General features: G+C 55.7%; 18 protein-coding genes and 2 pseudogenes. 4 read left to right on the top strand and 16 right to left on the bottom strand.

What is annotated here, in order from left to right:
- Positions 1-654: 654 nt before the first annotated feature.
- Both HG800_RS23775 and HG800_RS28535 read left to right on the top strand, forming a co-directional pair.
- Positions 655-3,489, top strand: a complete 2,835-nt coding sequence (locus tag HG800_RS23775) for an ATP-binding protein (RefSeq protein WP_169980282.1) — start codon at positions 655-657, stop codon at positions 3,487-3,489.
- A gap of 919 nt (positions 3,490-4,408) precedes the next feature.
- On the top strand, positions 4,409-5,173 hold the full coding sequence (locus HG800_RS28535; RefSeq protein WP_390622660.1) for an FIST C-terminal domain-containing protein: 765 nt from the start codon (positions 4,409-4,411) through the stop codon (positions 5,171-5,173).
- Here HG800_RS28535 and HG800_RS28540 read toward each other — a convergent pair.
- The 16 genes and pseudogenes from HG800_RS28540 to HG800_RS23860 all read right to left on the bottom strand — a co-directional run.
- Positions 5,151-5,414: pseudogene (locus tag HG800_RS28540) on the bottom strand (cytochrome C oxidase subunit IV family protein); the annotation flags it as partial. The gene HG800_RS28535 and the pseudogene HG800_RS28540 sit on opposite strands and share 23 nt — an antisense overlap.
- Positions 5,411-6,085 (bottom strand): cytochrome c oxidase subunit 3, encoded by a 675-nt coding sequence (locus HG800_RS23790; protein ID WP_235963926.1) that lies wholly within the window; start codon positions 6,083-6,085, stop codon positions 5,411-5,413. The gene HG800_RS23790 and the pseudogene HG800_RS28540, both read right to left, overlap by 4 nt.
- Positions 6,078-7,700: a cytochrome c oxidase subunit I gene (gene ctaD, locus HG800_RS23795; RefSeq protein ID WP_206352432.1), complete on the bottom strand. Its 1,623-nt coding sequence runs from the start codon at positions 7,698-7,700 to the stop codon at positions 6,078-6,080. Before ctaD ends, HG800_RS23790 begins: the two co-directional genes overlap by 8 nt.
- A gap of 56 nt (positions 7,701-7,756) precedes the next feature.
- Entirely contained in the window at positions 7,757-8,815 is a 1,059-nt protein-coding gene (gene coxB / locus HG800_RS23800; RefSeq protein WP_169980288.1) for a cytochrome c oxidase subunit II, read from the bottom strand.
- A gap of 16 nt (positions 8,816-8,831) precedes the next feature.
- Positions 8,832-9,713, bottom strand: coding sequence for an SCO family protein (locus HG800_RS23805; RefSeq protein ID WP_315852099.1), 882 nt, complete (start codon positions 9,711-9,713; stop codon positions 8,832-8,834).
- Positions 9,714-9,742: 29 nt separating this feature from the next.
- Complete coding sequence (locus HG800_RS23810; protein ID WP_169980292.1) at positions 9,743-10,168, bottom strand: hypothetical protein; 426 nt, start codon at positions 10,166-10,168, stop codon at positions 9,743-9,745.
- Positions 10,169-10,171: 3 nt separating this feature from the next.
- Positions 10,172-11,530 (bottom strand): hypothetical protein, encoded by a 1,359-nt coding sequence (locus tag HG800_RS23815; protein ID WP_169980294.1) that lies wholly within the window; start codon positions 11,528-11,530, stop codon positions 10,172-10,174.
- On the bottom strand, positions 11,527-12,153 hold the full coding sequence (locus HG800_RS23820) for a c-type cytochrome (protein ID WP_169980296.1): 627 nt from the start codon (positions 12,151-12,153) through the stop codon (positions 11,527-11,529). Before HG800_RS23820 ends, HG800_RS23815 begins: the two co-directional genes overlap by 4 nt.
- Entirely contained in the window at positions 12,150-12,692 is a 543-nt protein-coding gene (locus HG800_RS23825) for a DUF3341 domain-containing protein (RefSeq protein WP_169980298.1), read from the bottom strand. The genes HG800_RS23820 and HG800_RS23825 overlap by 4 nt, the downstream gene beginning before the upstream one ends.
- Positions 12,693-12,711: 19 nt before the next feature.
- A complete protein-coding gene (gene nrfD / locus HG800_RS23830; RefSeq protein WP_169980300.1) occupies positions 12,712-14,142 on the bottom strand; it encodes an NrfD/PsrC family molybdoenzyme membrane anchor subunit in 1,431 nt (476 codons plus the stop codon).
- Positions 14,143-14,152: 10 nt separating this feature from the next.
- Entirely contained in the window at positions 14,153-17,386 is a 3,234-nt protein-coding gene (locus HG800_RS23835) for a TAT-variant-translocated molybdopterin oxidoreductase (RefSeq protein ID WP_169980302.1), read from the bottom strand.
- The gene (locus HG800_RS23840) at positions 17,383-18,132 is read right to left on the bottom strand and encodes a cytochrome c3 family protein (RefSeq protein ID WP_182830390.1); all 750 of its coding nucleotides are present in this window, start codon (positions 18,130-18,132) and stop codon (positions 17,383-17,385) included. The genes HG800_RS23835 and HG800_RS23840 overlap by 4 nt, the downstream gene beginning before the upstream one ends.
- 522 nt (positions 18,133-18,654) lie before the next feature.
- Entirely contained in the window at positions 18,655-19,254 is a 600-nt protein-coding gene (locus tag HG800_RS23845; RefSeq protein WP_169980304.1) for a class I SAM-dependent methyltransferase, read from the bottom strand.
- Between the two features lie 94 nt (positions 19,255-19,348).
- The gene (locus tag HG800_RS23850) at positions 19,349-20,893 is read right to left on the bottom strand and encodes a tripartite tricarboxylate transporter permease (RefSeq protein WP_169980306.1); all 1,545 of its coding nucleotides are present in this window, start codon (positions 20,891-20,893) and stop codon (positions 19,349-19,351) included.
- 41 nt (positions 20,894-20,934) lie between these two features.
- A complete protein-coding gene (locus tag HG800_RS23855) occupies positions 20,935-22,260 on the bottom strand; it encodes a tripartite tricarboxylate transporter substrate binding protein (RefSeq protein ID WP_169980308.1) in 1,326 nt (441 codons plus the stop codon).
- A 214-nt stretch (positions 22,261-22,474) separates the two neighbouring features.
- On the bottom strand, positions 22,475-22,885 hold the full coding sequence (locus HG800_RS23860; protein WP_169980310.1) for a DUF5658 family protein: 411 nt from the start codon (positions 22,883-22,885) through the stop codon (positions 22,475-22,477).
- Positions 22,886-23,076: 191 nt separating this feature from the next.
- Here HG800_RS23860 and HG800_RS23865 point away from each other — a divergent pair, with 191 nt between their 5' ends.
- Positions 23,077-23,406 carry a hypothetical protein gene (locus HG800_RS23865; protein WP_169980312.1) on the top strand — a complete coding sequence of 110 codons (330 nt, stop codon included), beginning with the start codon at positions 23,077-23,079 and terminating at the stop codon, positions 23,404-23,406.
- 33 nt (positions 23,407-23,439) lie between these two features.
- Positions 23,440-24,596 (top strand): annotated as a pseudogene (locus tag HG800_RS23870) (iron-containing alcohol dehydrogenase).
- Positions 24,597-24,670 lie beyond the last annotated feature (74 nt).

A 24,670-nucleotide genomic window follows, 5' to 3' on the forward strand; every position in this document is an offset into this window, starting at 1 on the left:
TTGTTTTGAAGCATTGCCTCTCCGTCCTCCACATCGCTGACAAACCAGGTCGAATGGAATCTCAATCACCCGACTTGGACCACCTGGCGATCCCCTGTTCATTCGGAATTGATCGCTTTCTCAGCACCCTCACCTTGATCGAAGTGACCTGGTGAGATCTGATCCATTTTCCGCATTAAGGATCCAAAAAACTTCGCGAACCCAACAAGACGAAAAAGTTGCCTTCGTCCACCCATCTCACCTAGTCGTCCTGGCTTGTCGATCTCTTCGTGGGATTGTCCCGTGAACGTTGATGGGCCAGAGGGGCTCCTTAAACCAGAACATTCAGGGGAATGGGACCAGGGATGGACGTTGGACCTAAGAAGCGGATCGACGGAGAATTTCCGAAAATCGAGGCTACCATCACTCTGGTCAGCTCGCTATAGTCAGTGGCGTCCCTAAAGATCGACACCTTCGTGAGACGTTCTTCCTCTCGAAAATCATCGGGGCTTACCCTCAGGTCCGCTCGTTAGCGTCGAGCCATGAGTCGCTCTTGTGCTCACTCACAAGCGGGAGCACGTTGCCAGAGGGGATGGTTCAGTCTGCTCGCATCGGAATGCCCTCTGTGGAAGGGTGGCGTTCGGGCATGGTGTCGTTGAGCATGGAGGGTTCGCGTTGAATGCTTCGGGAGTAATCGCTCGAAACCCGATTCTCGACGCCCTGTGCGACGCGATTATTGTGATTGACCAGAACGAGCGGATCGTTTTCGCCAACCGATCCGCCGAGCAAACCACCGGTCGTCCTCAGGGATCGTTGACGAGGATGTTCCTGAGAGAATTGCTCAGCTGGTCGGATGGAAGCCAGCAATCCCATTCTCTTGAAATATCGGTGCGTGAGCAATCCTTTTGCTTTCAGGCAACGCTCGCTCGACCAGACGGTACAAACCTGAAGCTCGATTGCGAAATCGGTTCCACGTTCCGTGAAGCAGACAACGACCTGACAGTAATGACTCTCCGACCCTCGGTTGAGTCTGCAAAGGGACAGGGGCGTGCAGCCCTGCTTGATTATCTGAGGATGACCACCCGCCTCACTGATCGGCTCGGCTCTCGCCCAAGTCTTGAACTGGTCTTGTCCACCGCGATCGATACCTTGATCCAGGATTTTGGTGCAGCGATTGCTCGGGTTTGGCTGATGGATCCGGTTTCACAAGAGTACCGTCTCGCTGCCTCCGGTGTTCCAGGCGATTCTGTAGAGATTGATCCAGAGTCCATCGACACGACCTCGGAGCTCCCCCCCGAGATAATCGAGGTCGCCCGAAGTGGGATGCATTTTCTGGTGGAGGATCTCCAGGCCGATCAACGCTTCGATCGTGATTGGATTGCACGCCACCGGCTCGGATCATTGATTGCCCTTCCCCTGAGCGTCGCGGGAGAGCGTCACGGAATTCTGGTTGCCGCAATGCGATCAGAACCAAGTGACGAGTGCCTTGATGCGTTACTTGGATTTTCTTCAATCATTTCTGCATCTCTCAATGATGTTCAACTGCTTTTCGGTGAACTCTCTGCCCGTGTTGATGCTGAAGCCGAGCATCGGCGCTTTCAATCGATTGTCGATTTGATTCCGATAGGAGTGGTGCTCGTTACCGGCCCCAATCCGCGTGTGACCTTGATCAATCCTGCCTGTCGCGAAATGCTAGGCAAGGACGATCTTGCACCGATGTCACTCCAGCAGTACTCAAGACTCTTTCCTGTCCAGACGCTCGACGGCTCGCCGATCGCAGAGTTCAATCGCCCCCTCTGGCGGGCGTTTTACCGGGCCGAAGAAGTCCGGGAAACGATCCGCTACATCCGGCCTGACGGAGTTGAGCGAATCTTCGAGGTCATCGCCCATCCCTTTCCCACGATCGATGGAGGTGCGATCGCGACTTATCACGACATGACCGAACGAAGCGAGTTGCAATCCGACCTTGCGATGCGGGCGGCACAACTCAAAGCGCTCCTGGATCACTTGCCCGTCGGAGTTGCCTACTTCGATCTCGATTGTCAGTGTCGGGCATGTAATGGGCCGGCCTGGCGGATTCTTGGCCGATCACGGTCTCAGATCATCGGCGCCTCGGCAGCAGAACTCTTTGCAGACTCTCCTGATTTGCTTTCTGCAGTTCGGAGATGCGTGGCCGACCTTGAGCCTCATGTCCAGATTAACGCTCCCTGGACGGAATCCGCCGGAGGAGAGTCGATCCGTTATCTCGAATGGCGATTCGAGCCTCTTCTCACCTCCAACCGAGAGCCGATCGGGGCCCTTGCCCTGATCGGTGACGTAACGGCCCGGAAGCGAACCGCCGACGCGATGCAAAAGGCCAAAGACGACGCTGAGCGATCTGCCCGGAACAAATCTCGCTTCCTTTCCGCGATCAGTCACGATCTAAGAACTCCTGTCAACGCGCTCAACTTGCTCGCAGAAACCCTCGCCCGGCGACTCGGAGAGCTCCCTCAAGATGACGAGTTGAACCAGTTATCAAGCTATCTGAAACGAGCTTCCGGTAATCTGGCTGAGTTGGTCAACGACCTGCTCGACTTGACCTGTTTCGACTCTGGAGTCATCAACCAGTACCAGGTTGAGTTTCCAATCGAGGAATGGCTTGATTCAACCCTGGGACCCATGCAATTGGCTGCCGAGGAAAAGCACCTCGCGTTCTCCTGGGACTTTGAAGGGACGACCCGCTGGGTTCGGGCAGATCGTGTCAAATTGGGAAGGGTTCTTTCCAATCTCGTAGGCAATGCAATCAAATTTACGGAAACAGGCTATATCCGGGTGTTGGTTTCCTTACCTCCCGACGGTCGACTGCAATTTAGTGTTGAGGACTCTGGCCCTGGCATCCCAGAAACTCAACTCGGACAGATTTTCGACGAATTCGCCCAACTTCGTAATCCTGAGCGAGATCGTTCCAAGGGGACCGGGCTTGGCCTGGCGATCTGTCGACGACTTGTTGAAGCCGTCGGTGGCCGGATGGAAGTTTCGAGCAATTCTGGTTCGGGCAGTCGATTTGTCTCGGTCTTCCCGGTCACTCCCCTTCCCTGCCCTCCTGGGTCATTCGCCTCCTCGGATCAACATCCCCTGGCAGAAAAAGATTTGGGCGATCGGCCTCGCGTGCTATTGGTGGAGGACGACGAGACGACACGCTTACCGATGAGCCATCTGCTTGAGCTTTCCGGCTTCGATGTGATGACCGCCTGTGACGGCCCCGAAGCGCTGGAACTGCTTGCCCGAGAGCGCCCCACGATGGTTCTCCTCGATTTGATGATGCCCCGAATGGATGGAATTGAAGTGCTTCAGCGCATTCGAGGAGACGATCATCTCGCGAATCTGCCCGTCCTAATTCTCTCGGGAGATGTGCTTGATGAGCGGAGCCAACAGTTGCAGGCCCTCGGTGTGAGTGGCACCCTGGCCAAGCCGATTGACTTCGATCGCCTCCTGGCGGTTCTCGAAGATCTCCTTGTTCAATCGACTTGAACCCTTCGTATCGAGTGAGTGGTTCAAATCAGTAGAGTCGAACGTTTTCAGTTCGCGACCAATTTCTCAGTTCCAGTCGCATCGAACCCGGATCAACTTTCGTGATGAGGTACGTTGCGTCAACCAACTCGACGCCCCCCCCAATCCAATACCTGCAAACATTTGTCCAGTTTGGGGACGCCAATCAGACCCCATGATCCCTTGACTAACCTAAAGCGGAAACTCTTTCATTATGGTGACTGTCACTTCGACCCTCTCGATCGCGTCTGATTCCAACACGGCCTTCCGAGACGTCTCCACGAGCGTAGGCCGCGACTTCGGGAACGAACCTGCGACCCTCGCTGCCCTCTTCGTGTCGCCCCATCGTGCAAACGCTCTTGGCTCGTTCGCAACAGACCTCATCCAGAACGAACTGGCTCATCATGTCATCGGATGTACTGCAGAGTCGATTGTCGGTGAAGGTCGAGAAATTGAATCAGGACCAGCATGTGCGCTTTGGGCCATTCGAAGTCCGGGAACACTGGTGCACCCCTATCGAGCAACCGGTCTCGAAAGTCACAGCGAGTTCATCATTCAACCCTAAACCGTTCCCGCTCCAACTCAGGTCCTGCTACTACTCGGAGATCCGTTTTCCTTTCCTCTAGAAGAATGGCCCAATTCATCCAATGAGCTCCATCCTGGATTGCCGGTGATTGGTGGAATGGCCAGTGGAGCCAAATCGCCGGGAGAAAATTTTCCTGGTGGTAAACCATCCAGTTGTTGGTGACGGGGCCATCGGTGTCCTTCCTGCTCGACGGGCCGATTCGGGTCAGAAGAGTGGTGAGCCAGGGATGTAGCCCGCCCCATGATCGTGACCAAAGTCGACCAGTGGGTTGTTCTAGAACTTGGTCGACGACCAGCGGTGGACGTCCTTAAGGAAATGCTTCAGACGATACCACCAGGTGATCTGCAACGGGTTCGAGCAGGTCTCCACCTGGGGCGTGTCATGAGTGGATATCAGGATACCTTTCAACGAGGGGATTTTCTGGTCCGAAGCATCTTGGGGATCGACCCTCGCGGAGGATTGATCGCTACCGAGTTGATGCGTGTTGGTCAGACCGTTCGGTTTCATGTGAGGGATGCCGAATCTGCCGAGGAAGATCTGCGAGAACTTCTCAACGCGCTCGACACCGATCTGCCGGTCGCAGGTCTCCTGTTCACCGGCAACGGAAGAGGCAGTCGACTCTTTCCTCGTCCCGATCACGATGCGGCAACGATTCTGGAACTGCCTGGCCCGATACCTGTCAGTGGTTTTTTGCAATGGGGGAAATTGGCCAGGTCGGTAGACGTAACTTCGTTCATGGATTCGTGGCCAGTCTCACTCTCTTCGATCGCACCGATTCGTAAGAAAAAAAAACCGACCGAGATTGACTCGGTCGGTCAGGAGGAAACAAACCCCATTTCGCAAGGATCGAAGAGAATCGTGGTAAGTCTCGACAGACTTCACGAATCTCACTTGAGCAGCACTAGTGGGAATCTCCAGAGTGATGCCCGCTTGCTTCGCCTGAATTCGAGTTCAAGAGAACAGTGTCAGGGTCAGGAAGCCCACCAAAATATGCCGAGGCTGCCTCGCGGGATTCTCCCGAAACAACAATCGGTGAGATCCATCCCCGACTCAGGAAGTCTGAAAGGGAGAAAGCAATGAGAATCAACAACCAGAACAATCCCGAACCGGCAAACAGCCAGGTCAGTCGGCTGCTAAACCTGAGATGCATGAAATAAAGCATGATCAGGACTGCTTTGATCGTCGCGATGGTCAAGGCGATCGGAATTTCAAAAACTCCGAATTCGAAAACCAACGCAACCACGACCGTCAGGACCATCAAGGCCATCAGGATCGCAAAAATGATCAAGTTGGTTCGGATCGAGATGACGTGCTGGCTCATCGGTTAATCAAGTAAAGGATTGGGTAGAGAAAAACCCAGACGATGTCAACGAAGTGCCAGTAAAGGCCGAGCATCTCGATCTGGGTGGCACCACCGCCAGAAAACCAACGCCGTTGAACGAGGACAGCCATGATTGCGATGATCACAATGCCGATGACCATGTGCAAGGCATGGATACCCGTGAGTGTGAAGTAGAACGACCAGAAGAGAATCTGACGACCTGGATAACGCTCCAGATCGAAATTGATCCCTGGAACCAAACCCAGGTGGTAATCGTGATTCCACTCGTACGCCTTGACTGCAAGGAAGACCGAACCTAGGACAATCGTCGCAATCAAAAAGAGGACGGTGTTTCGCTGTTGCCGAAGCTGGGAGGCACGTACGGCAAGAGCCATGGCCAGACTGGAAACCAGTAGAACGGCTGTGTTGTACGCACCCAAAATCGGATCCAGGTGCGAACTGGCAGCCTTCATCGCAGGCCCGTAGAGGGTCTGGACAACCGCAAAGGCACCCAGAACCCCCCCGAAAAAGAGAACTTCGGTCGAGAGAAACGCCCACATGCCGAGGCTGGAACTCTCGTGCTGCTGTTGCAGATCCTCGAAGTGGTGGTACAGGTACGTATCGTCCTGACCATAGGTATTGTCGTGTACGGTCGCCGATGGGCTAGACAATGCCTTGCTCCTGCACTTCGCGTTGCATGTCAGCGAATTCCTGCAACTCGTAGTCGTAGGGACCGCTGGTCACGATCTTGGTATCCAGGAAATTGTGGGTAGGAGGGGGACTCGACGTCTCCCACTCAAGCCCAGACGCGGCCCAGGGATTGGGGCCTGCGATCTTACCGACCTTCAAGGAGATCATCAAATAGATCAGGGGCATCATGTAGCCAACCGCCAATACGGACGCGCCGGCTGACGACATCACGTTGAGCACCTGATACTCTTCGGGATACTCGTAATAACGTCGAGGCATCCCGATGTATCCCAGCAAAAACTGAGGGAAGAATGTCAGGTTGAACCCGATGAACACTGTGAGAGCAGAAAGTGCTCCCCAGAATTCCGAGTACATGCGGCCGGTGATCTTTGGCCACCAGAAGTGAAGGCCACCGAGGTAAGCCATCACCATGCCACCAACCATAATGTAGTGGAAGTGTGCCACGACAAAGTAGGTGTCATGCACATGGACATCGGTCGCCATCGTGGAGAGCACCAAGCCGGTTAGCCCTCCAATCGTAAACAAACCGATGAAACCCAGGGCATAGAGCATGGGGGTCTTGAACGAGACCGACCCCTTGTAGAGAGTTGCCGTCCAATTAAAGACCTTAATTCCTGAGGGAACGGCGACGAGAAAGCTCAAAACCGAGAAGATCATTCCAGCGTACATGGACTGGCTCGAGACAAACATGTGATGTCCCCAGACCAGAAAACCAAGCACCGCAATGGCAAGAAGAGCACCTGCCATGAAGGAGTAGCCAAAGATCTTCTTGCGGGCAAAGGCTGTCACAATCTCGCTGATCACTCCGAAACTCGGCAAGATCATGATGTATACAGCCGGGTGACTGTAGAACCAGAAGAGATGCTGAAACAGGAGCGGATCGCCCCCGTATGCTGGATCAAAAATCCCAACCTTAAACAGCCGTTCCACAGCGACCAGGATAATCGTGATCGCAAGAACCGGTGTTCCGAGGACGATGATCAAGCTGGTTGCGTAATGGGCCCAGATGAACAGCGGCAAACGCAACCACGTCATGCCCGGAGCTCTCATCGTGTGAATCGTCACGATGAAGTTCAACGCTGTCAGAATCGACGAGAATCCGACGATGAAGATCCCCAGCGCCGCAGCAATCACCTGGGTGTTCGAGAACATGGTCGAATACGGCGTGTAGAACGTCCACCCGGTATCTACCCCACCTGCAACAAGGGCATACAGGGTGAATAGGCCACCAATCATGTAGATATACCAGCTCATCAAGTTGAGCCGAGGGAACGCCAGGTCTCGGGCTCCAATCATCAAGGGAATCAAGAAGTTCCCAAGGACCGCTGGAACACCAGGGATCAAGAAGAAGAAGACCATAAACACGCCGTGAATGGTAAACGAACGGTTGTAGTCGTCCGGCGAACCAAAAACGTCGCCTCGCGGTGTCATCAGTTCAAGACGGAGTAGCGTTGCTGCTGCTCCACCAAGAAGAAAGAACACCGTGATCGAGATCATGTACAGCAGACCGATCCGCTTATGGTCGGTGGTCAGGAGCCAACTCTTTATCGTGTAATCGGCTCCGAGATAGCCCATCTTCGAATCAGACTCTTCGATCACTCTCGGATCATCGGATTGCGGTGCCGTGTTCATCAGTTGGTCCCTCCGTTCGCTGAAGTCCCACCCATGAAGTCGGTAATGTTGGATGCGGCTCCTTCTCCCTCTGACATTCCACGATCCGTGAGTGTCCGGGTTTGCCGTCCTCGACCAATCGACTTGATGTAGGAAACCAGTTTCAAAAGGTCATCCTCCGGAATCTGGCCAGCAAAGGAGGGCATCAAGGGCTCATAACCGGCGACGACTTCCTCCATCGGCCGAAGGATCGAATCACGGACATATCGTTCATCCGCAACGATAATCTTCGAGCCGCTCTGCGGATCCTTTGGATCATTCAGAAGAGGGACTGGACCACCGAACACTCCTTCGAGCGGAGGAGCCTTCACGGTCGAGTTTGCACCGTGACAACCGCTACAGTGATATTGGCGGAACAGGGCCTCCCCCTCCGCTGCCAACCCTGTTGTCTCACTGCTTCCTTCAAGCCAGGCTTCATAGGCGGCAGGTTCCATCACAGTCACCCACCCTCCCATCCTCGAGTGCTCGGTCCCACAGTATTCCGTACAGAACAATCGGAATCGTCCCACCTTTGTCGGATGGAACCACATCGATGTGTAGCGACCAGGAAGTACGTCCTGTTTGGCTCGAAAATCGGGAATGTAATAACTGTGAATAACATCTTCGGAGGTCATGATCAGACGAACTGGCTTCCCGGCAGGAATATGCAACTCGTTGATCTCACTACTGCCTTCCGGGTGCTGAGCTTTCCACATCCACTGCTTTCCAGTGACGTAGATTTCGATCGAGTCCCCAGGAGGACTGACCAGTTCGAAGTAAATGATGGCCCCCCACATGAACAGGCCGATACCGATCAAGGTCGGGACCGTGATATAGATCGCTTCGGCCAATGGGCTCGAATCGCGAATGTTTGATCGGTCTGCTTTTGAACCACGCCGATATTTCACGGCGAAGAAGAGCACGAAGAAACAGAACGCGAAAGTAAACGCCGCGCTGACGATCATGAGCCCGATGTAGAGGGCATCGACCTTCGGCGCGAACGTTGATGCTGAGTCGGGGAAGAGTGGGAATTCCCACATAGTTCCATGTTCTCGCTTAACGGTCCAAGTGGGCGTTCGATGTCGGAATCATCGCTGCGGGGGAAACCGATGCCCTCCGCCGGTCCCTGACAAACATGACGATCATGAATGAGCCAAGACTGAGCACAGTAAAGATGCCCAGAAAACGGACCACATTCATGATCGCGAAACTGTACGTCCCGCTCTCCGGGTCGTAGACGTAGCAAAGCAGCAGGGCTTGCTCGGCCACGCCACCAATCGTTCCGTTCGAAGCATCGGTCAATGCCAGTCTCAAATTACGAGCAGGATAACTGATCCCGTAGACGTACCGAGAGACTTTGCCCTCTGGGGTCAGAAATACCAGGCCAGCGGCGTGGGCATAGAGCTTCGATTGAGGATTGTAGCTGTAAGAAAACCCGACAGAGTCGGCGAGTTTGCCAATCGTCGCTTCATCCTTGGTCGTGAGAAAATGCCAGCCCTTCCTCGCTTCATCTCCGGAGAAATGATAGGCCCGCATCACCGCCGATTCTTTGGCCATGGCAGACTCAGGAGAATCGTTGGGGTTAATGCTGACGCTGATCACGTCGAATGCCTGACCAACAGTGTAATCATTGAGGACGTTTAGACTCCGAACCAAGCCATCAAGCACCTGATTACAAAGGAGGGGGCAATCGAAATAAACGAGGTTGAGAATCACGGGGCGGTCACCAATGAGGTCTCCAAGACGAACCGAATCACCCAGTTCATTGACGAAGACGAGATCAAGTGGGACCTGAGAACCTGGTTTCTGCTCAAAATTGACCCTACTGAGAATCCCTGGCTGTGGCGTGAGTTCAGGCCGTTCCGTTCGCGTTGGCGAAGGCTGGCCGAAGAGTGATGTGGTTCCAAACGGACCCACCATCACCATCAAGGCCAGCACGCCAAATCGTGACGAACGGAGGAAACAATTCATTCCGATGCTCCTTCAGGTTCCGATGCCCGGGTGGGCAGCCCCTCCTTCAAGATCAGCGAGAGGGCCCGGTCAATCGGAATATGAGCAACCCCAGAGTCACGATCCACCCATCCATAAGAATCCAGTCGTTCATTCACTTCGCGACGCATAACCTCCATGTCTCGACTAGGCTTCTCTTGCAGTCGAGGTCCTGGATACAGATCGTCGTCCTCAAGAGCAAAGATCGCTGGTCGCCGGTCTGCGAGACGTTCCTGGGCCTGGTTGAAACGGTTCATCAAAAATGCGATGGCAACGAACACGATCACAACGACTGCCGTCAAACCCACCGTGAAGAGTGCGATCGGTCCAACATGAATTCGGTCTTCCTGGTATCCTCGAGCATGAGGGTTCAGCGTTTCATCATGATGAATGTGATCAGCCATGGTTCAAGCTCCCCCCGAATGTGAAGCATGAGCGGCGTCATAATGACGAAGTTCGACAAGAGCAGGATCGTGATTGGCGAGCAGGGGCCGTGAATTGAGGAAGAACGTGAATGCAGCCAGCCAGAGACCACCAAGCCCCAATATCGCCGCAATGTCGAAGAGATGCGGGATCGGCCGCTGATACCCGAGTGACGGAGCTAGGAGCCAGTAAAGATCCACAAGGTGAATCACAAAAATGAAGGCAGCAATGGCTCGGAGTCGTGTCGAACTTTCCTTATTCGACCGGAACAATAACACGAAGAACGGGAGGAAAAAGTGAAAGATCGCCAGAAAACCAACGACGTATTGCCAACCAAACCGTGATCGCTGGAGGTACCAAGGAATCTCCTCGCTGAGATCGCCACTCCAAACAATCAGGAATTGGCTGTAGGAAGTGTATGCCCAGAGCATGACGAAGGCGAGCATCAGGTTTCCGAGGTCCCTCAGCCGTTTAGGCTGAACAAGGTCTCCCAACGCTCCTCGTTCGGCCAGCAACGTCGTAACGATGTTGAGCAAGGCAAAGGTCTGAAGACCCATACCGACAATCAACATCGCGCCGTAGATCGTCGAGTACCAATCGGGGTCAAGTGACATCCCCCAATCAAACATGGCAAATGTGCCCGTGAGAAATGCAAGGATCAGACCAGGAGCCCCCAGGAGAGCCATTCTGCGGGTCGGTACGCCAGGGTTCGGGGAACGATCCTGCTCGCCTGACCAACGAACGAGCAAAAAGGCGAGCACACCCCAGATCACGAAGTAGCCAGCAGACCTCGCAAAGTAGAATGGCTTTTGGAACCAAATCTCTTTGTGATTGAAGTGCGAAGCGTGACCGTGTTCTTGAGAATCAGCATGTCCAGCCCCGGCCGATTCATGATCGGAATCGGAGTGCGTGTCCTCGTGATCTGTATCTGCTGCGTGATTCTCTGAAGAATCGTGGGCACTATGACTGAGTCCGTGATCTGCCCCAGCCCAGGGGTAAATCTGGCTGACTCCGAACGCGATCGGCAAAAACAACGGCGTCATCAAAACGAGGGTCGAGGCGCCGGCTTCTAGAGGGCGTCGGAGAATTAATCCCCAGGTTCCTCCTGCAAGATGATTCAGAAGCAATAGGCTGAGGCAGGCGAAAGGGAGCCCAAACCAGAAGATGTACGCGATCAGATAGGATCGCAGAACCTGCTGGACGTCGTAAAAAGCACCCAGGATGCAAAGTAAGAGACCTGCGATTCCAACAATGCCGGCGATTCGAAAGACTTGTTCCAAACGGTTGGCAAGGGCATCGCCATTCCCATTGCCGTTCCCATTCTTTCCGAAGAAACTCGTCACTGGGCCGTCTCCTGGGACTGCTGCACCCGTTGCCGGTCGGCCTCATCAAGGGTGTCAATCGGAGCGTTCTGGCTAAGTTGAAGTGCCTTGATATACGCCACCACCGCCCATCGGTCGTGAGGCTTGATTCGATGAGCGTAGGAATACATTGCTCCATAGCCTCGAGTGATAACGTCGTAGACATGACCAACCGGAATATCGCGGAGGCGCTGTTCGTGAAGACTCGGAGGCTTTGGCATTCCCCGCTGTACGATCATCCCTTGGCCGTCACCGAGGCCACCGTGGCAAGGTGAACAAAAAACGGTATATTGATCCCTTCCACGTTCAAGAACGGTCTCGTCAACCGGGAAGGGAAACGAGGTCGCGAGTTGACCGTTTTCTTGACCGTAATAAAGATGTTCGTCAGTGCGTGACCACCCGCGTGCGACGGTCCCAGCCACGAGGGGACGAGCTGAGAGTCCATCTGCGAAAAAGTCGCTCGCTTGAAAGGTGTCGTACCGAGGCTGGTCGTACATCTCCGTGCGACACCCACCAATCCCCAAAGCCCCAAGGATCAGGATCACGAGGGGGAACCCTCGTCGTCGATCAGATTGCCGCCGAAATGGTCGATTCCGGGGGTTCATTGGTGCACCTCCGAGAGCGATTCGGGCGTGAACCCCTCCAGAAACGAACGGGTCTCCTGTTCGTGGAATTGATCGTCGTCCCAACGAATAAACAGGAAGAATCGGTCGTGAGAGGCGCGGGCGAACTTTTCCACGCTAAATACCGGGTGGTAAGGCATCGGAAGCCCGTTGAGAAACAACATACCGAAGACGGCTGCGAAAGCAGCGGCCAAAATCGTACATTCGAAGGTCACCGGAATGAAGGCCGGCCAGCTATTGAGCGGTTTGCCTCCGATGTTAACCGGATAGTCGATCACAGAGGCGAAGTACTGCATGGCAAAACCGCCAAGACCACCGAGTAAACCCGCCGTGAAGACGATCGCGGGAATTCGGTTTTTCCGAAATCCGATTGCCTCGGCCAGCCCTTCCACTGGGAACGGGGAATGGGCCTCCATCCGCCGATACCCGGCCTCTCGCGCTTTGCTCGCCGCAGTGACCAGTTCGGACGGCGATTTGAACTCAGCGATGTACCCGTAGAGTTCTGGGTGGGTCACGTCCATCGTTCAGTTCCACTCCCGATCAGGCGTGCGACGAGTTGCTCTTGCCGTGTCCGTCGTTGCCAAGATTCTTGCGATGGTCCACCTCGTAAGCCAGTTCCTGCATCTCGCTGATCGCAATCGCAGGCAGGACCCGGATAAAGAGGAACAGCAGGCAGAAGAAAACGCCGATCGTTCCGAGGTAGAGCGACCAATCCCAGAAGGTTGGGGTGTACTCCTGCCAATTGGCGGGAACGAAATCCTGGCTCAAGCTCGTCACCACAATGATGAATCGTTCCAGCCACATGCCGACGTTCACCAGGATCGAGATCAGCCAAAGCACGATCACGTTGCGACGAGCAAACTTGAACCAAAGCAGTTGCGGAATCACGATGTTGCAGGCAATGAGCGCCCAGTAAAATGCCCAGTATGGTCCGAAAGGACGTCCTGGTCCGAGCATCATGAAGAACTCGTATTCATTCTCACCGTACCAGGCAATGAAGTCCTCCATTAAATAGCCGTAAGCAACGATGAGTCCTGTCGCCAGCATGACCTTGGCCATGTTGTCAAGATGACGATCAGTGATGAAGTCTTTCAGGTCGTATACAGCTCGAAGAGGGATCGCCAGGGTCAGTACCATGGCAAAGCCTGAGAAAATCGCTCCGGCAACGAAGTAAGGCGGGAAAACCGTCGTATGCCATCCAGGAACCACGCTCACAGCGAAGTCGTAAGACACAATCGTGTGCACGGAGACGACCAGAGGGGTCGCGAGTCCCGCAAGGAGTAAGTACGACGTCTGATACCGAGCCCAGTGCCTGGCAGAACCTCGCCAGCCCATCGACATCACGCCGTAAATCAGCTGTGCAATCTTGTTTTTCGCGCGGTCTCGGAGATTGGCGAGGTCAGGGAGCAGGCCGACGTACCAGAAGAGGAGCGAGACTGTTGCATAGGTTGAAACCGCAAAGACGTCGAAAACAAGAGGGCTTCGAAATTGCGGCCAGAGCGCCATGGTGTTCGGATACGGCATAAGCCAATAGAACACCCAGGGCCGGCCGAGGTGGAGAATTGGAAACATGCCAGCACAGGCGACGGCAAACAGAGTCATCGCCTCAGCGAACCGATTGATCGAGGTTCGCCACTCTTGCCGCAAGAGTAGCAAGATGGCTGAAATCAAGGTACCAGCGTGGCCAATACCGATCCACCAAACGAAATTGACAATTGCAAAGCCCCACATCACGGGGACGTTGAGGCCCCAGATGCCCGTGCCCTTCAGAAAAAGAACGGTCACGGACATCAGGAACAGCATTACAAACGCGAATGAGATCGCAAGGCCGAGGACCCAGCTCTTACGAATCCGGTCGAGAAGGACAACCGCAGTGAGCTTGTCCGAGACCGTCGCGAAGGTATGCCCAGGGCCAATGATCGGCAGCTCTGCAGCGCCAGTCCGCCCCGTCTGATCGTTCTCACTTGCCATCGACTCCGCCTCACGCCGTCGCGATCTCGGGATTCGGGTTGGTCACGCGAGCCAGGTACGTCGTGCGAGGCCGAGTGTTGAGATCCTCGGCCAGCATTCCGTAATTGCGCGGCGACTTTTTGAGCCGGGTCACCTGCGCCGTTTCGTCGTTCAGATCTCCAAAGACCAGAGCCTGGGTCGGACAGGCGGCCTGACAGGCAGTGACGATCTCGCCGTCCCGCACGCGTCGCCCTTCGATCTCCGACTGGATCTTGCCTTCATAGATACGTTGAACACAGTAGGTGCACTTCTCCATGATGCCCCGGGATCGCACCGACACATCGGTGTTGTTCAGGAGCACCAGAGGAGAGAAGCCCGAACCAAGCTCGGATTCTTTGAGTTGGATTTCGGGATAGTTCAGGAAATTGAACTTTCGAACCTTGTAGGGGCAGTTGTTACTGCAGTACCGCGTGCCAACGCAGCGGTTGTAAACCATATTGTTGAGCCCCTCGTGATCGTGGACGGTTGCACCGACAGGGCAAACCGGCTCGCACGGGGCTTTCTCGCAATGCATGCAGAATCGCGGCTGAAAGGCAATCTTAGGGTTGTTGAGCGCAGGCTCCTGACCAGCGGGTGTTTCGATCGCAAAATAGCGGTCCACCTCCATCCAGTGCATGACCCGACCGCGAATCACCTCTCGCTTGCCGACGACCGGAATATTGTTCTCCGCCTGACAGGCCACGACGCAAGCGGCACAGCCCACACAGCGGTTCAGATCCACGGTCATCCCCCAGGCATACCCTGGATGACCATTCCACCCTTCACCGCGGTCCGCAGAATAATCAAACTCGGGATAGAGAGAGTCTGTCGTCTCACCAAACCGAGCAGAGAAATGCTGATTCAGGTGAGCAAAATCCGGTTGGGACTGGTACGTTTCCAGGGTTGCTTCACGGTAGAGATCTCGCCCATCAATTGAACCTTGCAGTTGCGTGGACGCGAGTTCATATTTTTGATTTGTTCGATTAAGCGAAACACCAGGAATAATCCAGGGTGCCGCGGAGGATCGAACGGTATAGGCATTGAATCCAGTGCCGTTGCCGACACGGCCAGCCCGCACTCGGCCGTATCCAAGATGGAGCGTCACGGCTCCCTCGGCATGGCCAGGCATCACAAAGATCGGTACGTCCAGTGTCAGCGTTCCGACGGTCAGCCCAACCACGTCCCCCGTCTGCAAACCTGCGAGAGGTCCGGTAGACGCCTCGTCCACCATTGAGACGGGCACCATCAAGGCATTGTCCCATGTAAGCTTGGTAATGGGCTTGGGACATTCCTGAAGCCAGGCATTGTTGGCGAATCGCCCGTCGAAAATCGTTGGGTCGGGAGCAAGGACGAGTTCGAGGTCGCCTTCAGTGGGTTCGAAGTCTTCCACAGTCGCCAGTGAGGCAGTGTCGGAAATCGAGACGTCAACGGGAGCGAAAGCGGTTCCTTCGATTAATCCGTCGTGAAGACATCGCCGCCATCTTCGAGCAAACCCGCTCGATCCAGAGACCTCACCGCTTGAGCCTTCCTCAAGTTCATTTTGCCAGAACGCTTCGAGCAAGGCTCGACCGTCGGGATTCCGATCCCCTCGGATCGCCGCGACGACTTCGAGGCTCGATCGTCCGCCGAACAGAGGCGCGATCAGTGGTTGCGCCAGAGTTGCCGTTCCATCGAAAGCCCGACCATCTCCCCACGCTTCCAGGAAATGGGCCTGAGGAACATGCCACTGGCAAAGCTCTCCTGTCTCATCCAAATAGAGGCCGAGATGAACACGAAGGGTGTTTTCCGCATCAATGAGCGCTTCTCGGAAATTCAGATCCGAGGGAGCATCATAGACAGGGTTGACTTCAAGCATGACCAGGGTGTCAACCGCGCCGGTGTTCAGGTCATTCACCAACCCCTGGAGTGATTCCCCTTGGTTGACCGACTCGACGATCGGTTCGATCCACTCGATCGTCTTCCCAAAATTTCCAAGGGTCTCATTGATGGCGAAGGCTAAGGCGTGAACGACCGGTGGTTGGCCTTCTCCGGCAACCACGAGCGAAGCCCCAGGATGCTCACTCAAATCGCGAGCCAACGGGCCAATCCATCGACTGGCCTCATCGGGTAAGGACACTGAAGGCTCAGGGAGTCCCGAGATTCCCAATTCCCTGGCGAGCATCAAGGCAAAATCCTTGACTCGACTTGCAGGCAGAGGCAGCCGATGATCCGCGTTCGACCCAGTCAACGTCAGGTTGCACTCGACAGCGTAATGCCGGCTCATCCCATCAGGATGGTCGGGGTTCCGACGGTCAGCATAACCGCGAGCATGAACGAGATGTCCCGGGCCGAACGCCAGGAAGTCCGCGTCAAGTGTCACGAGTCGATCGGCGCGATCAACATGGAGAATCGCCTGTCGATCTTCACCGAATGCCCGAATGGCTCCGTCCCGAGCATGATCTCGGTTCACAGGCTCATACTGAATCCAGCGAGCGTTCGGGAACTCGTCGAGCAGACCCTGAATCTGTGCTCGAAGCGTGGGAGAGGAAATGGGGCGAGTGAGAATTCGAAGCCCCTCCCCCTGCCCCTTTGCTTTCAGCTGCTCGTATTGCTCAAGCATGGCAACCTGGAAATCTTCCCAGGTCTTCGGCCTGCCATTGCGAAGCACCGTTTGCGAGCGATCCGGATCATAAAGTGAAAGCAATTCAGCCTGACAGAACTGATCCGTCGATCCTACCGTTGTATTGATCGGGGATGCGTCAGGATCGGAGGCGATTCCCTTTAACGTTTCGATTGTCTCGGTCGTCAGACTCGCAGGAGAAGCCGGATGTAGGGCATTTCCTTCGATTTTGATCGGGCGACCTTCCTGACTCTCGACCAGGAGTCCGATGCAATCACCAGCAAGACTCATAGAAGTCGCAAAAAAGAGCGGCTTCCCCTGAACCATCTCTTCAGGAGCCTTGACGTAAGGAACAATCTTCTCCTGAGGCTGAAACGCGCAACCACTCACTCCGGCAAGGGCAAGCGATGCGGCCATCAACTTGAGAAATTGACGGCGACTCTCTGGATCATCCCAGGAGTCTGCCTGCTCAGGGAATTCCCGCTGAATATAGCTGAGGAATTCGTCCGTCTCGGTCAATTGCTCAAGGCCACGCCAGTACCGAGGCCCGGTTGCGCCCTCGAGTTGTGTGCGAAGGCGAGCCAGGTTCAAAGGCGTCCGCTTCGGAGCGTGCTGGGACTCTCTCATCGGTGGCAAACCGCGCAATTGGTCAAGGGAGTGTTATGGCCGAGCGTGGGAACCTCATACATCGCAGCCAGAAGCTGCCCGAGTTCCTCCTGAGAGACATAATCGTCTTCCATCAGAAACTCCTTGGATTCCGCATCGGCTTCACGCGTAACGAACGCCTTGACAGCCTCTTGGTCTTTGTCGACCGACCATTCAAGGTTGTAGATTTCTTCGCGTGGACGCAGGTGCTTCTCAGGGTTCCGGTGACATTCAAGGCACCAACCCATGCTCATCGACTCTTCCTTCCAGGCCAACGGCATCAAATCGACGCGACCGTGGCAAGAATAGCAGCCGACCCCCTTGTTCACGTGGATTGCGTGATTGAAGTAGGTGTAATCCGGAACATCGTGGATGCGATTCCACTCCAGCGGGCGATCCAGTGCCAAGCTTTCCCTCACGGGGGCAAGCATTGGACTGTCCGTCCAGATCTGCGAATGGCAGCTCATGCACGTGTAGGTCGGGGGCAACCCGGCGAATGACGATTCTTCCACTGAGGTATGGCAGTAACGACAATCAATTCCCAAGCCCCGAACATGGTGTTCGTGAGAGAACGGGACCGGTTGCGATTTGACTACATGAACTTCGGTCTGGTACGGCGACCGAATGACCATGTGCGTGACAAGGACCGCCCCCAGGGCAACGAACGCCCCGCCGAAGATGCTCGCTCGAGCGAGCGTGTTGGCGCTCGGGTGAAAAATCTGAGGCATTGCTCTCCTCGACTCGCCGACCAAGGCAAGACCACTCGGGCGACCGTCCGCCGAAGTCCCGCCCGCCAGGACATCCGTCTACCGAAAACCCAGGTGCCCGGGGGGGAACACCTCAAGGTTTAACGCCGATCGTGATTTATTTCACGAAGTTTCCGAAAAAACAAGGATTGCACCCGAACCCAAGGACATGAGGTTCGCCAACGGAAGGGCATCCATCACGACGCTCTGGGAACTCATGCAACCCGCGAAAGAATCTGATGGCGGGCGATTGGAATCTCGGCGTCAATTCAAGGATAACCGTTGTGTTGAACCAACACCGTTTCCAATAGACTAACCAAGGAGTACTTCCAGGACAAGACACCGGTCCTCTATTCGAATCGAGTTTTCGCCCCAATTTCCGCAACCGAATTCGAGAGAATCGTTTACAACTTCTTGTTTCACCTTTCGCGCTTCCTGCATGACGGACCGATCGAGGGAAAACGTGAGGATTTTGTGCACAGAACTCCCCCGAAACAGTGTGTTTCAGATCATCGTTTTCGTCTTCGCTTCAGGAGAGAGGACGAGCAACCAGGGGGCTGGCTGCACCGTTCCAAGCAGATCACAACGGAGGATCCCCAGTGAGGTCTTGCCAAGCATATGAGCCCAGTCGAGGACCTGTTCAGATTCTTCTCGACCAGACGGATGCCCCGGGTAAACCACCACGCTCACGAGACCTCCTGGTAACACCTGAGCCAATGCTGCATCGAGCGCCGCGAGTGTCGTCGCGGGTCGAGTTGCGATCGAATGATCGCCACCGGGAAGATAGCCAAGATTAAACATAACGACCCTTGGCCGACCCATTGCATGGCTGGGGGAGAGCAATCGATCGAGGGATTCGTGCCTGGCATGGGCCAACAGAACGCGATCCATCAATCCAGCCTTGACGAGTTGGCCTTGAGCGGTGCGCAACGCCATCGTTTGAACATCCAGTCCGAGAACCCGACCCGTTGGGCCGACCTGCTGAGCGAGCCAGAGCGTATCGTGCCCGTTGCCGACCGTCGCATCGATGGCGAAATCTCCCGCCCGAAGTACTGAGGCAACCAGAAGTCGAGCCAGTTCGACAATCCGAGGTAAACCGGTCACTCGGGAAATACCTCGACGAGGAACTGTGAAGGGGATTGAGGAAATCAACTCCCTGAATTGACAACTCTCGACCGAGGATCGAAATCCTTTCGACTCACAGACCTTCCTGCCTTGTTTCCTGAGAGCGCCAACGTCCGGGACGGATCACCGCAACCATCAGGAGTAGAACCCATAGGCCCACAAGAATGCGAGCCGGCCATCGGTCAACAAAGGCGATCGGCGAACCATCTGCCGCCGTCAACACCTGGATCAGGCGTTCTTCGAGTGGACCTCCAAGAATAATGCCGAGGACCACCGGGCCGAGTGGAATGGCCCGCCGCTCCAGAAAAAACCCAACCAGTCCGAAAACCAGCATAACCCCGATGTCGAAGGTGCTTCCATTGATTGCGTACGAGCCAAGCACACAGAAGAGAAGAATCACCGGCATCAAGATACGTTTCGGCACCCGCAACACCAGACCACCGGCCTTGATTGCAGCCAAACCAATTGGCAAGAGCACAAGGTTTGCAAGGATAAAAATCAGATACAACCCGTAAACCAGTGTGGCTTGTTTTTCGAAGATTTCCGGACCGGGTGTCAGATCCTTCATCATCAGCACTCCGATCACGATCGCTGTGACCGAATCGCCGGGAATTCCGAGAATTAAGGCTGGGATCCAAGCTCCCGCCAGGGCCGATGAGTTGGCGGTCGTCGCGGTTCCAAGTCGATCCAGCGCCGCTTCATCGTCGGATTCGCTCAGCGGAGTGTTCGATTGCCGACCAATTCCAAGGGAAACCCAGCTTGCGATGTCCGCACCGGCACCAGGAAGCATACCAATCAACGCACCTACCGCCCCAGATCGCAGACTCGCAAACGGCCGACGTATCACTCGTCGGATTGCTTCTGGCACTTCGTTTAGAGGGTGGCCTGGTGAGGAAATGCGATCCTCCGAAATCCCACTCGACTGCTGCTCAGCTTCAGGAACCATCGTCAGCAGATTCTTGAAGACCTCCGAAACTCCGAACAAGCCGATCATGGCCGGAATGAAGCCGATACCTTGATACAACTCCGGATTGCCGAAAGTGAACCTTGACTGAGCATGGACCGCACTCAAACCAACGGTCGAGACAAGCAAGCCGAACAACACCGCGAGGGCTCCTTTGATTGGAGCCCCTTGTGAAACAACGACGGCACAGGTCAATCCCAGCACGTAAAGCCAGAAGTGCTCGGCTGGGCTGAACAAGGTCCCGACCTGTGCCAACTGGCTCCCAAGAAAGATCAGCACGATCGATCCGAACAAGCCTCCCGCAACACTGGAAATCAAGGCGGTCACCAACGCCGAATCTGCCCTCCCTCGCGCGGCAAGGCCACTGCCGAGGTCCGCATATGCTGCCGATGCAGGAGTTCCAGGGATCCGAAGCAAGATCGTAGGAATATCCCCCGCGAAAATCGCACAGGCAACCATGGTCACCACGGCCGCCAGGGCAGGAAGCGGTGGCAACCAGTAGGTCAAGGGAACCAGTAACGCCATCGCCATCGTGGCGGTCAACCCTGGAACCGCCCCCACGAATACGCCGTAAATTGCCGACGCAACAATAGCGGTCCAGACGACCGGGTCGAGAAAGACCTGGGAGGCGGCGTCCACGACTGCGGGATCCATCAGCTTCGAAGTCCCCTCTCCGGCGCCTGCGATCGCCGGTTTCACCAACCCAGCCATCCCCAGGGAAGTGGCACTCGCAAGACCACTGCAAACACCTGATAGGACATCGGTGCCAACAGTAGTGCGACCGCCAGGGCAACAGACCACTTCACCCGAAGGGAAAGCAACATCGCCAGCAACAGGATTGTCGCCGTGATGACATAACCGAGTCGACTGGCCAGAATCAGGTATCCCAGCACAAACGCCAGGGCCACTCCCATGCGAGCCATCCCGTCTCGATCAAGTCGAGGGGAATCGACCGATCGCCTGAGCCCCCCTCGAACGACCAGGATCAAGAGCACAAGAGCCAGCGAGGCAAACAGAATCGTTGGAAAAATCATCGGCCCGTATCGGGTTGATCGGACCGACTGGAAGGCCTCTCCCGTCAGGATCTCTCCCATCTGTTGGTCGAACCCTTCCATGATGGCCCGAAATGCTTCAGGGCCGGCGGGAGAGACGTTAAATCCCGTGCTCGCCATGAATGCCAGGTAGTCGTCGCTTTGAATGACTTGTTCGACTGCCGCTTCGAGCAGTTCGGCTCGGTCCTCCGGCACATCCAGGGGTAAGGCAAGCCCTCGCCAGCCTCCCATCGTCCAGTCCGATCCCTTTTCCTGGAATGTGGGCACCTCGGGGAAGCCCTCCACACGTTCTGAGGCCATGACGCCAAGGCACCGGATTCGCCCCGACTCCAGCAATGCTGAGGCTTCCGGAAGGCTGCAACAGACCATCTCAACACCTCCCGACATCAAGGCGTCGAGCGAGGGTCCTGCTCCATTGATCGGAATCCAAAGAATATCGCCAGCGTCCAGACCTTCCGCATTCAGCCAGCCTGCAAGGCTTACGTGCCAAATGCCCCCCTGCGCCGTGCCCGAGGCCCTCAACGCCCGAGGCTGAGCTGAGACCTCCTCCTTCAACTCCGCCAGCGATTGCCAGGGAGCATCGTCTCTGACGAACAACGCTGCGTCGTCCCGATTGAGCAGCATGAGCGGCCGAAAGTCGTCGGGAGTGATGTTGGTGAGGCCCCGCCAGTGGAGCATGTTCAACTCGACAGTCACCATGGTCAGGGTGTAACCATCAGCCGGGGCGAGAGCGCCCCGGGTGTGACCGGTAACTCCCGATCCACCGGTCGCGTTCACGACATTGACCGGCACCCCCAGATCACGTTCCAAAAGGGCGGCCACCGTCCGCGAAACGGTGTCGGTACCTCCTCCTGCCGACCAGGGACAAATGAGCATGATCGGACGATCGGGATAGTGTTCCCCTTCCGAACATCCGACAACAACCAACAGCCCTAGCAGCCAATAAGGCAACCGTGCTCGATGGGTCATGGGGCGTGTCATCCAGGCTCGGCGCATCGGAGGCGATTGACTGGCATATTGGCCACGTTCGGGTGGCTCTTGCTCCGAATCACGTCTGATTCTGACCGTGTTCCGAACCTTGACCATCAGATCGATCCGCGTCGGAGGTCCCGCAGCATGATGGAGACAGCACCTTGAATCAACCCGGTGGTTCGGAAAAGCGGGCATCCCAGCACTCTTGGAATCAGAACGGATGTCGAAGATTGAGCATCACGCTGTAAAGCACGACAGCTGCCGCTGCGATGATCCCAATCCGGAGCACCAGCTTACCTCGCCCCTCCTTGGCATACTCAACTCCTTCCGCAATAACGACAACCGCGGCGATTAGGAGAAATTTGTACGCCACCAACCCCTTGATGTTGTACTGACGAAAGACCCAGGCTGCCAGCGGGTTCGACTCGATGAATTGCGGTCCCCTCGAAAGCAAGGCCCAGGTCAGGAACACGTCGAGCACGCTTAGGATGATCAGCCAGGCAATCTCCGATTCGAGAAGGAGACTGCGAGTATGCCAGGCAGACCCGTTCTTGCCCGGATGACGATCCTGCTCACTCATCGAGAATTCCAGGTCCATGCCAACGATCGGGTAGATGAGCACTCCGATGCCGTCAGGCGCGAACGATACCTCTAGGCTTGCGAGCAAGAGAATGACGATTCAACTCGCCCGTTGCAAGCGTCTCTCAAAGTTCGCAACGATTGACAGAACAACGGATGAGCCTTTAGCGTGGAATGACATCAAGCCTGGATCCCACGCGATCATTGCCTGATTTCCCTGTTCGGAAACCGATTATGTCCGACTCTGAGAAGTCTCCTCGCCGACTTGCCCTCGAAGAAAGTCTCGCTGCCGACCCATCCGATACGTTTCTTCGTTATGGCCTTGCCATGCAATGTCTTCGAGAGGGAGACCTTGACGAGGGCAGAAGCCGGCTTGTAGCTCTGATCGCCGATCATCCCGAGAATCAGGTCGCTGCCTATCAGCAACTCGGGCAATCGTACATGGATGAGGGCGATTCGGAACGTGCCCGAGCCTACTTTGTCGAAGGGATTGCGAAGGCTCAAACCCTTGGCGACCTGAAAGCCGCGGGAGAGATGCAAGGGTTCCTCGAACTGCTCGGCTGAGTCCCTTTTCCAATCGTGCCGGGCGGTGCCGTGATGGTTTCCACGTTCACGTTTCCCCTTCGCATTCGCTTCGGCGACGGTGCGATTTCCGAACTCTCCGCCGAACTTGCCGCTCTCGGTGTTCAACGTCCGCTCGTCGTGACCGATCCGGGGATCATCGCCTCGGGCATCCTCGATCGGGTATTGGAGGGACTGTCTGCGACACCCAAGAGTCATGCAAGAGTTGTGGTGTTCGATAAAGTTCAGGCAAATCCCAATGAAACGGATGTGCTGAGCGCCCTGGGATCGTATCGGAAGCATGACTGTGATGGCCTCATCGGACTCGGCGGCGGCAGCCCGATCGATGCTGCCAAGGCCACTCGACTGCTCGTCACTCATCCGGGTCAACTTGCGGACTACGATGTCACGACAGGCGGTTCCTCTCGGATCACCGCCAACTTACCCCCTCTGGTTGCCGTCCCCACGACATCAGGGACCGGTTCTGAGGCAGGCCGAGGTGCACTGATCCAGCTCCCCCAGACCGGTCGAAAGACCGCCGTGCTCAGCCCTCATTTGTTGCCCAGCGTTGCACTGTGCGATCCCGGACTCACACTCGGTCTCTCGCCGATTCTTACTGCAGGGACCGGAATGGACGCACTGACTCATTGCATCGAGAGTTATCTTTCAACCAACTACCACCCCATTTGCGACGGTATCGCCCTCGAAGGCCTCCGCCAGGTCGCCAAGGGACTCGAACCGAGTGTACAAAACGGCTCAAATCAGGACGCCCGTCGAAACCTGATGATGGGGGCCTTACTTGGGGGAATCAGCTTTCAGAAGGGCTTGGTGTAATCCACTCCCTCTCTCATGCCCTCGGCTCGGAAGGTCATGCTCATCACGGAACCCTCAACGCGATCCTCCTACCCCATGCCTTGCGGTTCAATTTCGAGGCGGCACATGCGCGATTGGCCGAGCTCGCAGGTCACCTCGGCCTGGGACGTAGTGGAGACGGTCCCGGCCACCTGATTACCCTTTCTGAGATCTTGCTGGCCCGACTCCCCCTACCCCGACGTCTTGGTGAGCTCGACGGGCTCGATCGGAACAGGATCGCAGATTACGCACGCCTTGCCTTCCTCGATCACTGTCATCAGACCAATCCCCGACCTTGCGATGAATCGTCGCTTGCCGGACTACTTGAAGCCGCGTGGTAATAAAGGCGTCAAGCTCGCTCGGAAAACAACAAACGGTCCGTCGATCGCCACTCGGGAGATCGACGGACCGTCCG

The sequence above is a fragment of the Tautonia rosea genome (assembly GCF_012958305.1).
GTDB lineage: Bacteria > Planctomycetota > Planctomycetia > Isosphaerales > Isosphaeraceae > Tautonia > Tautonia rosea.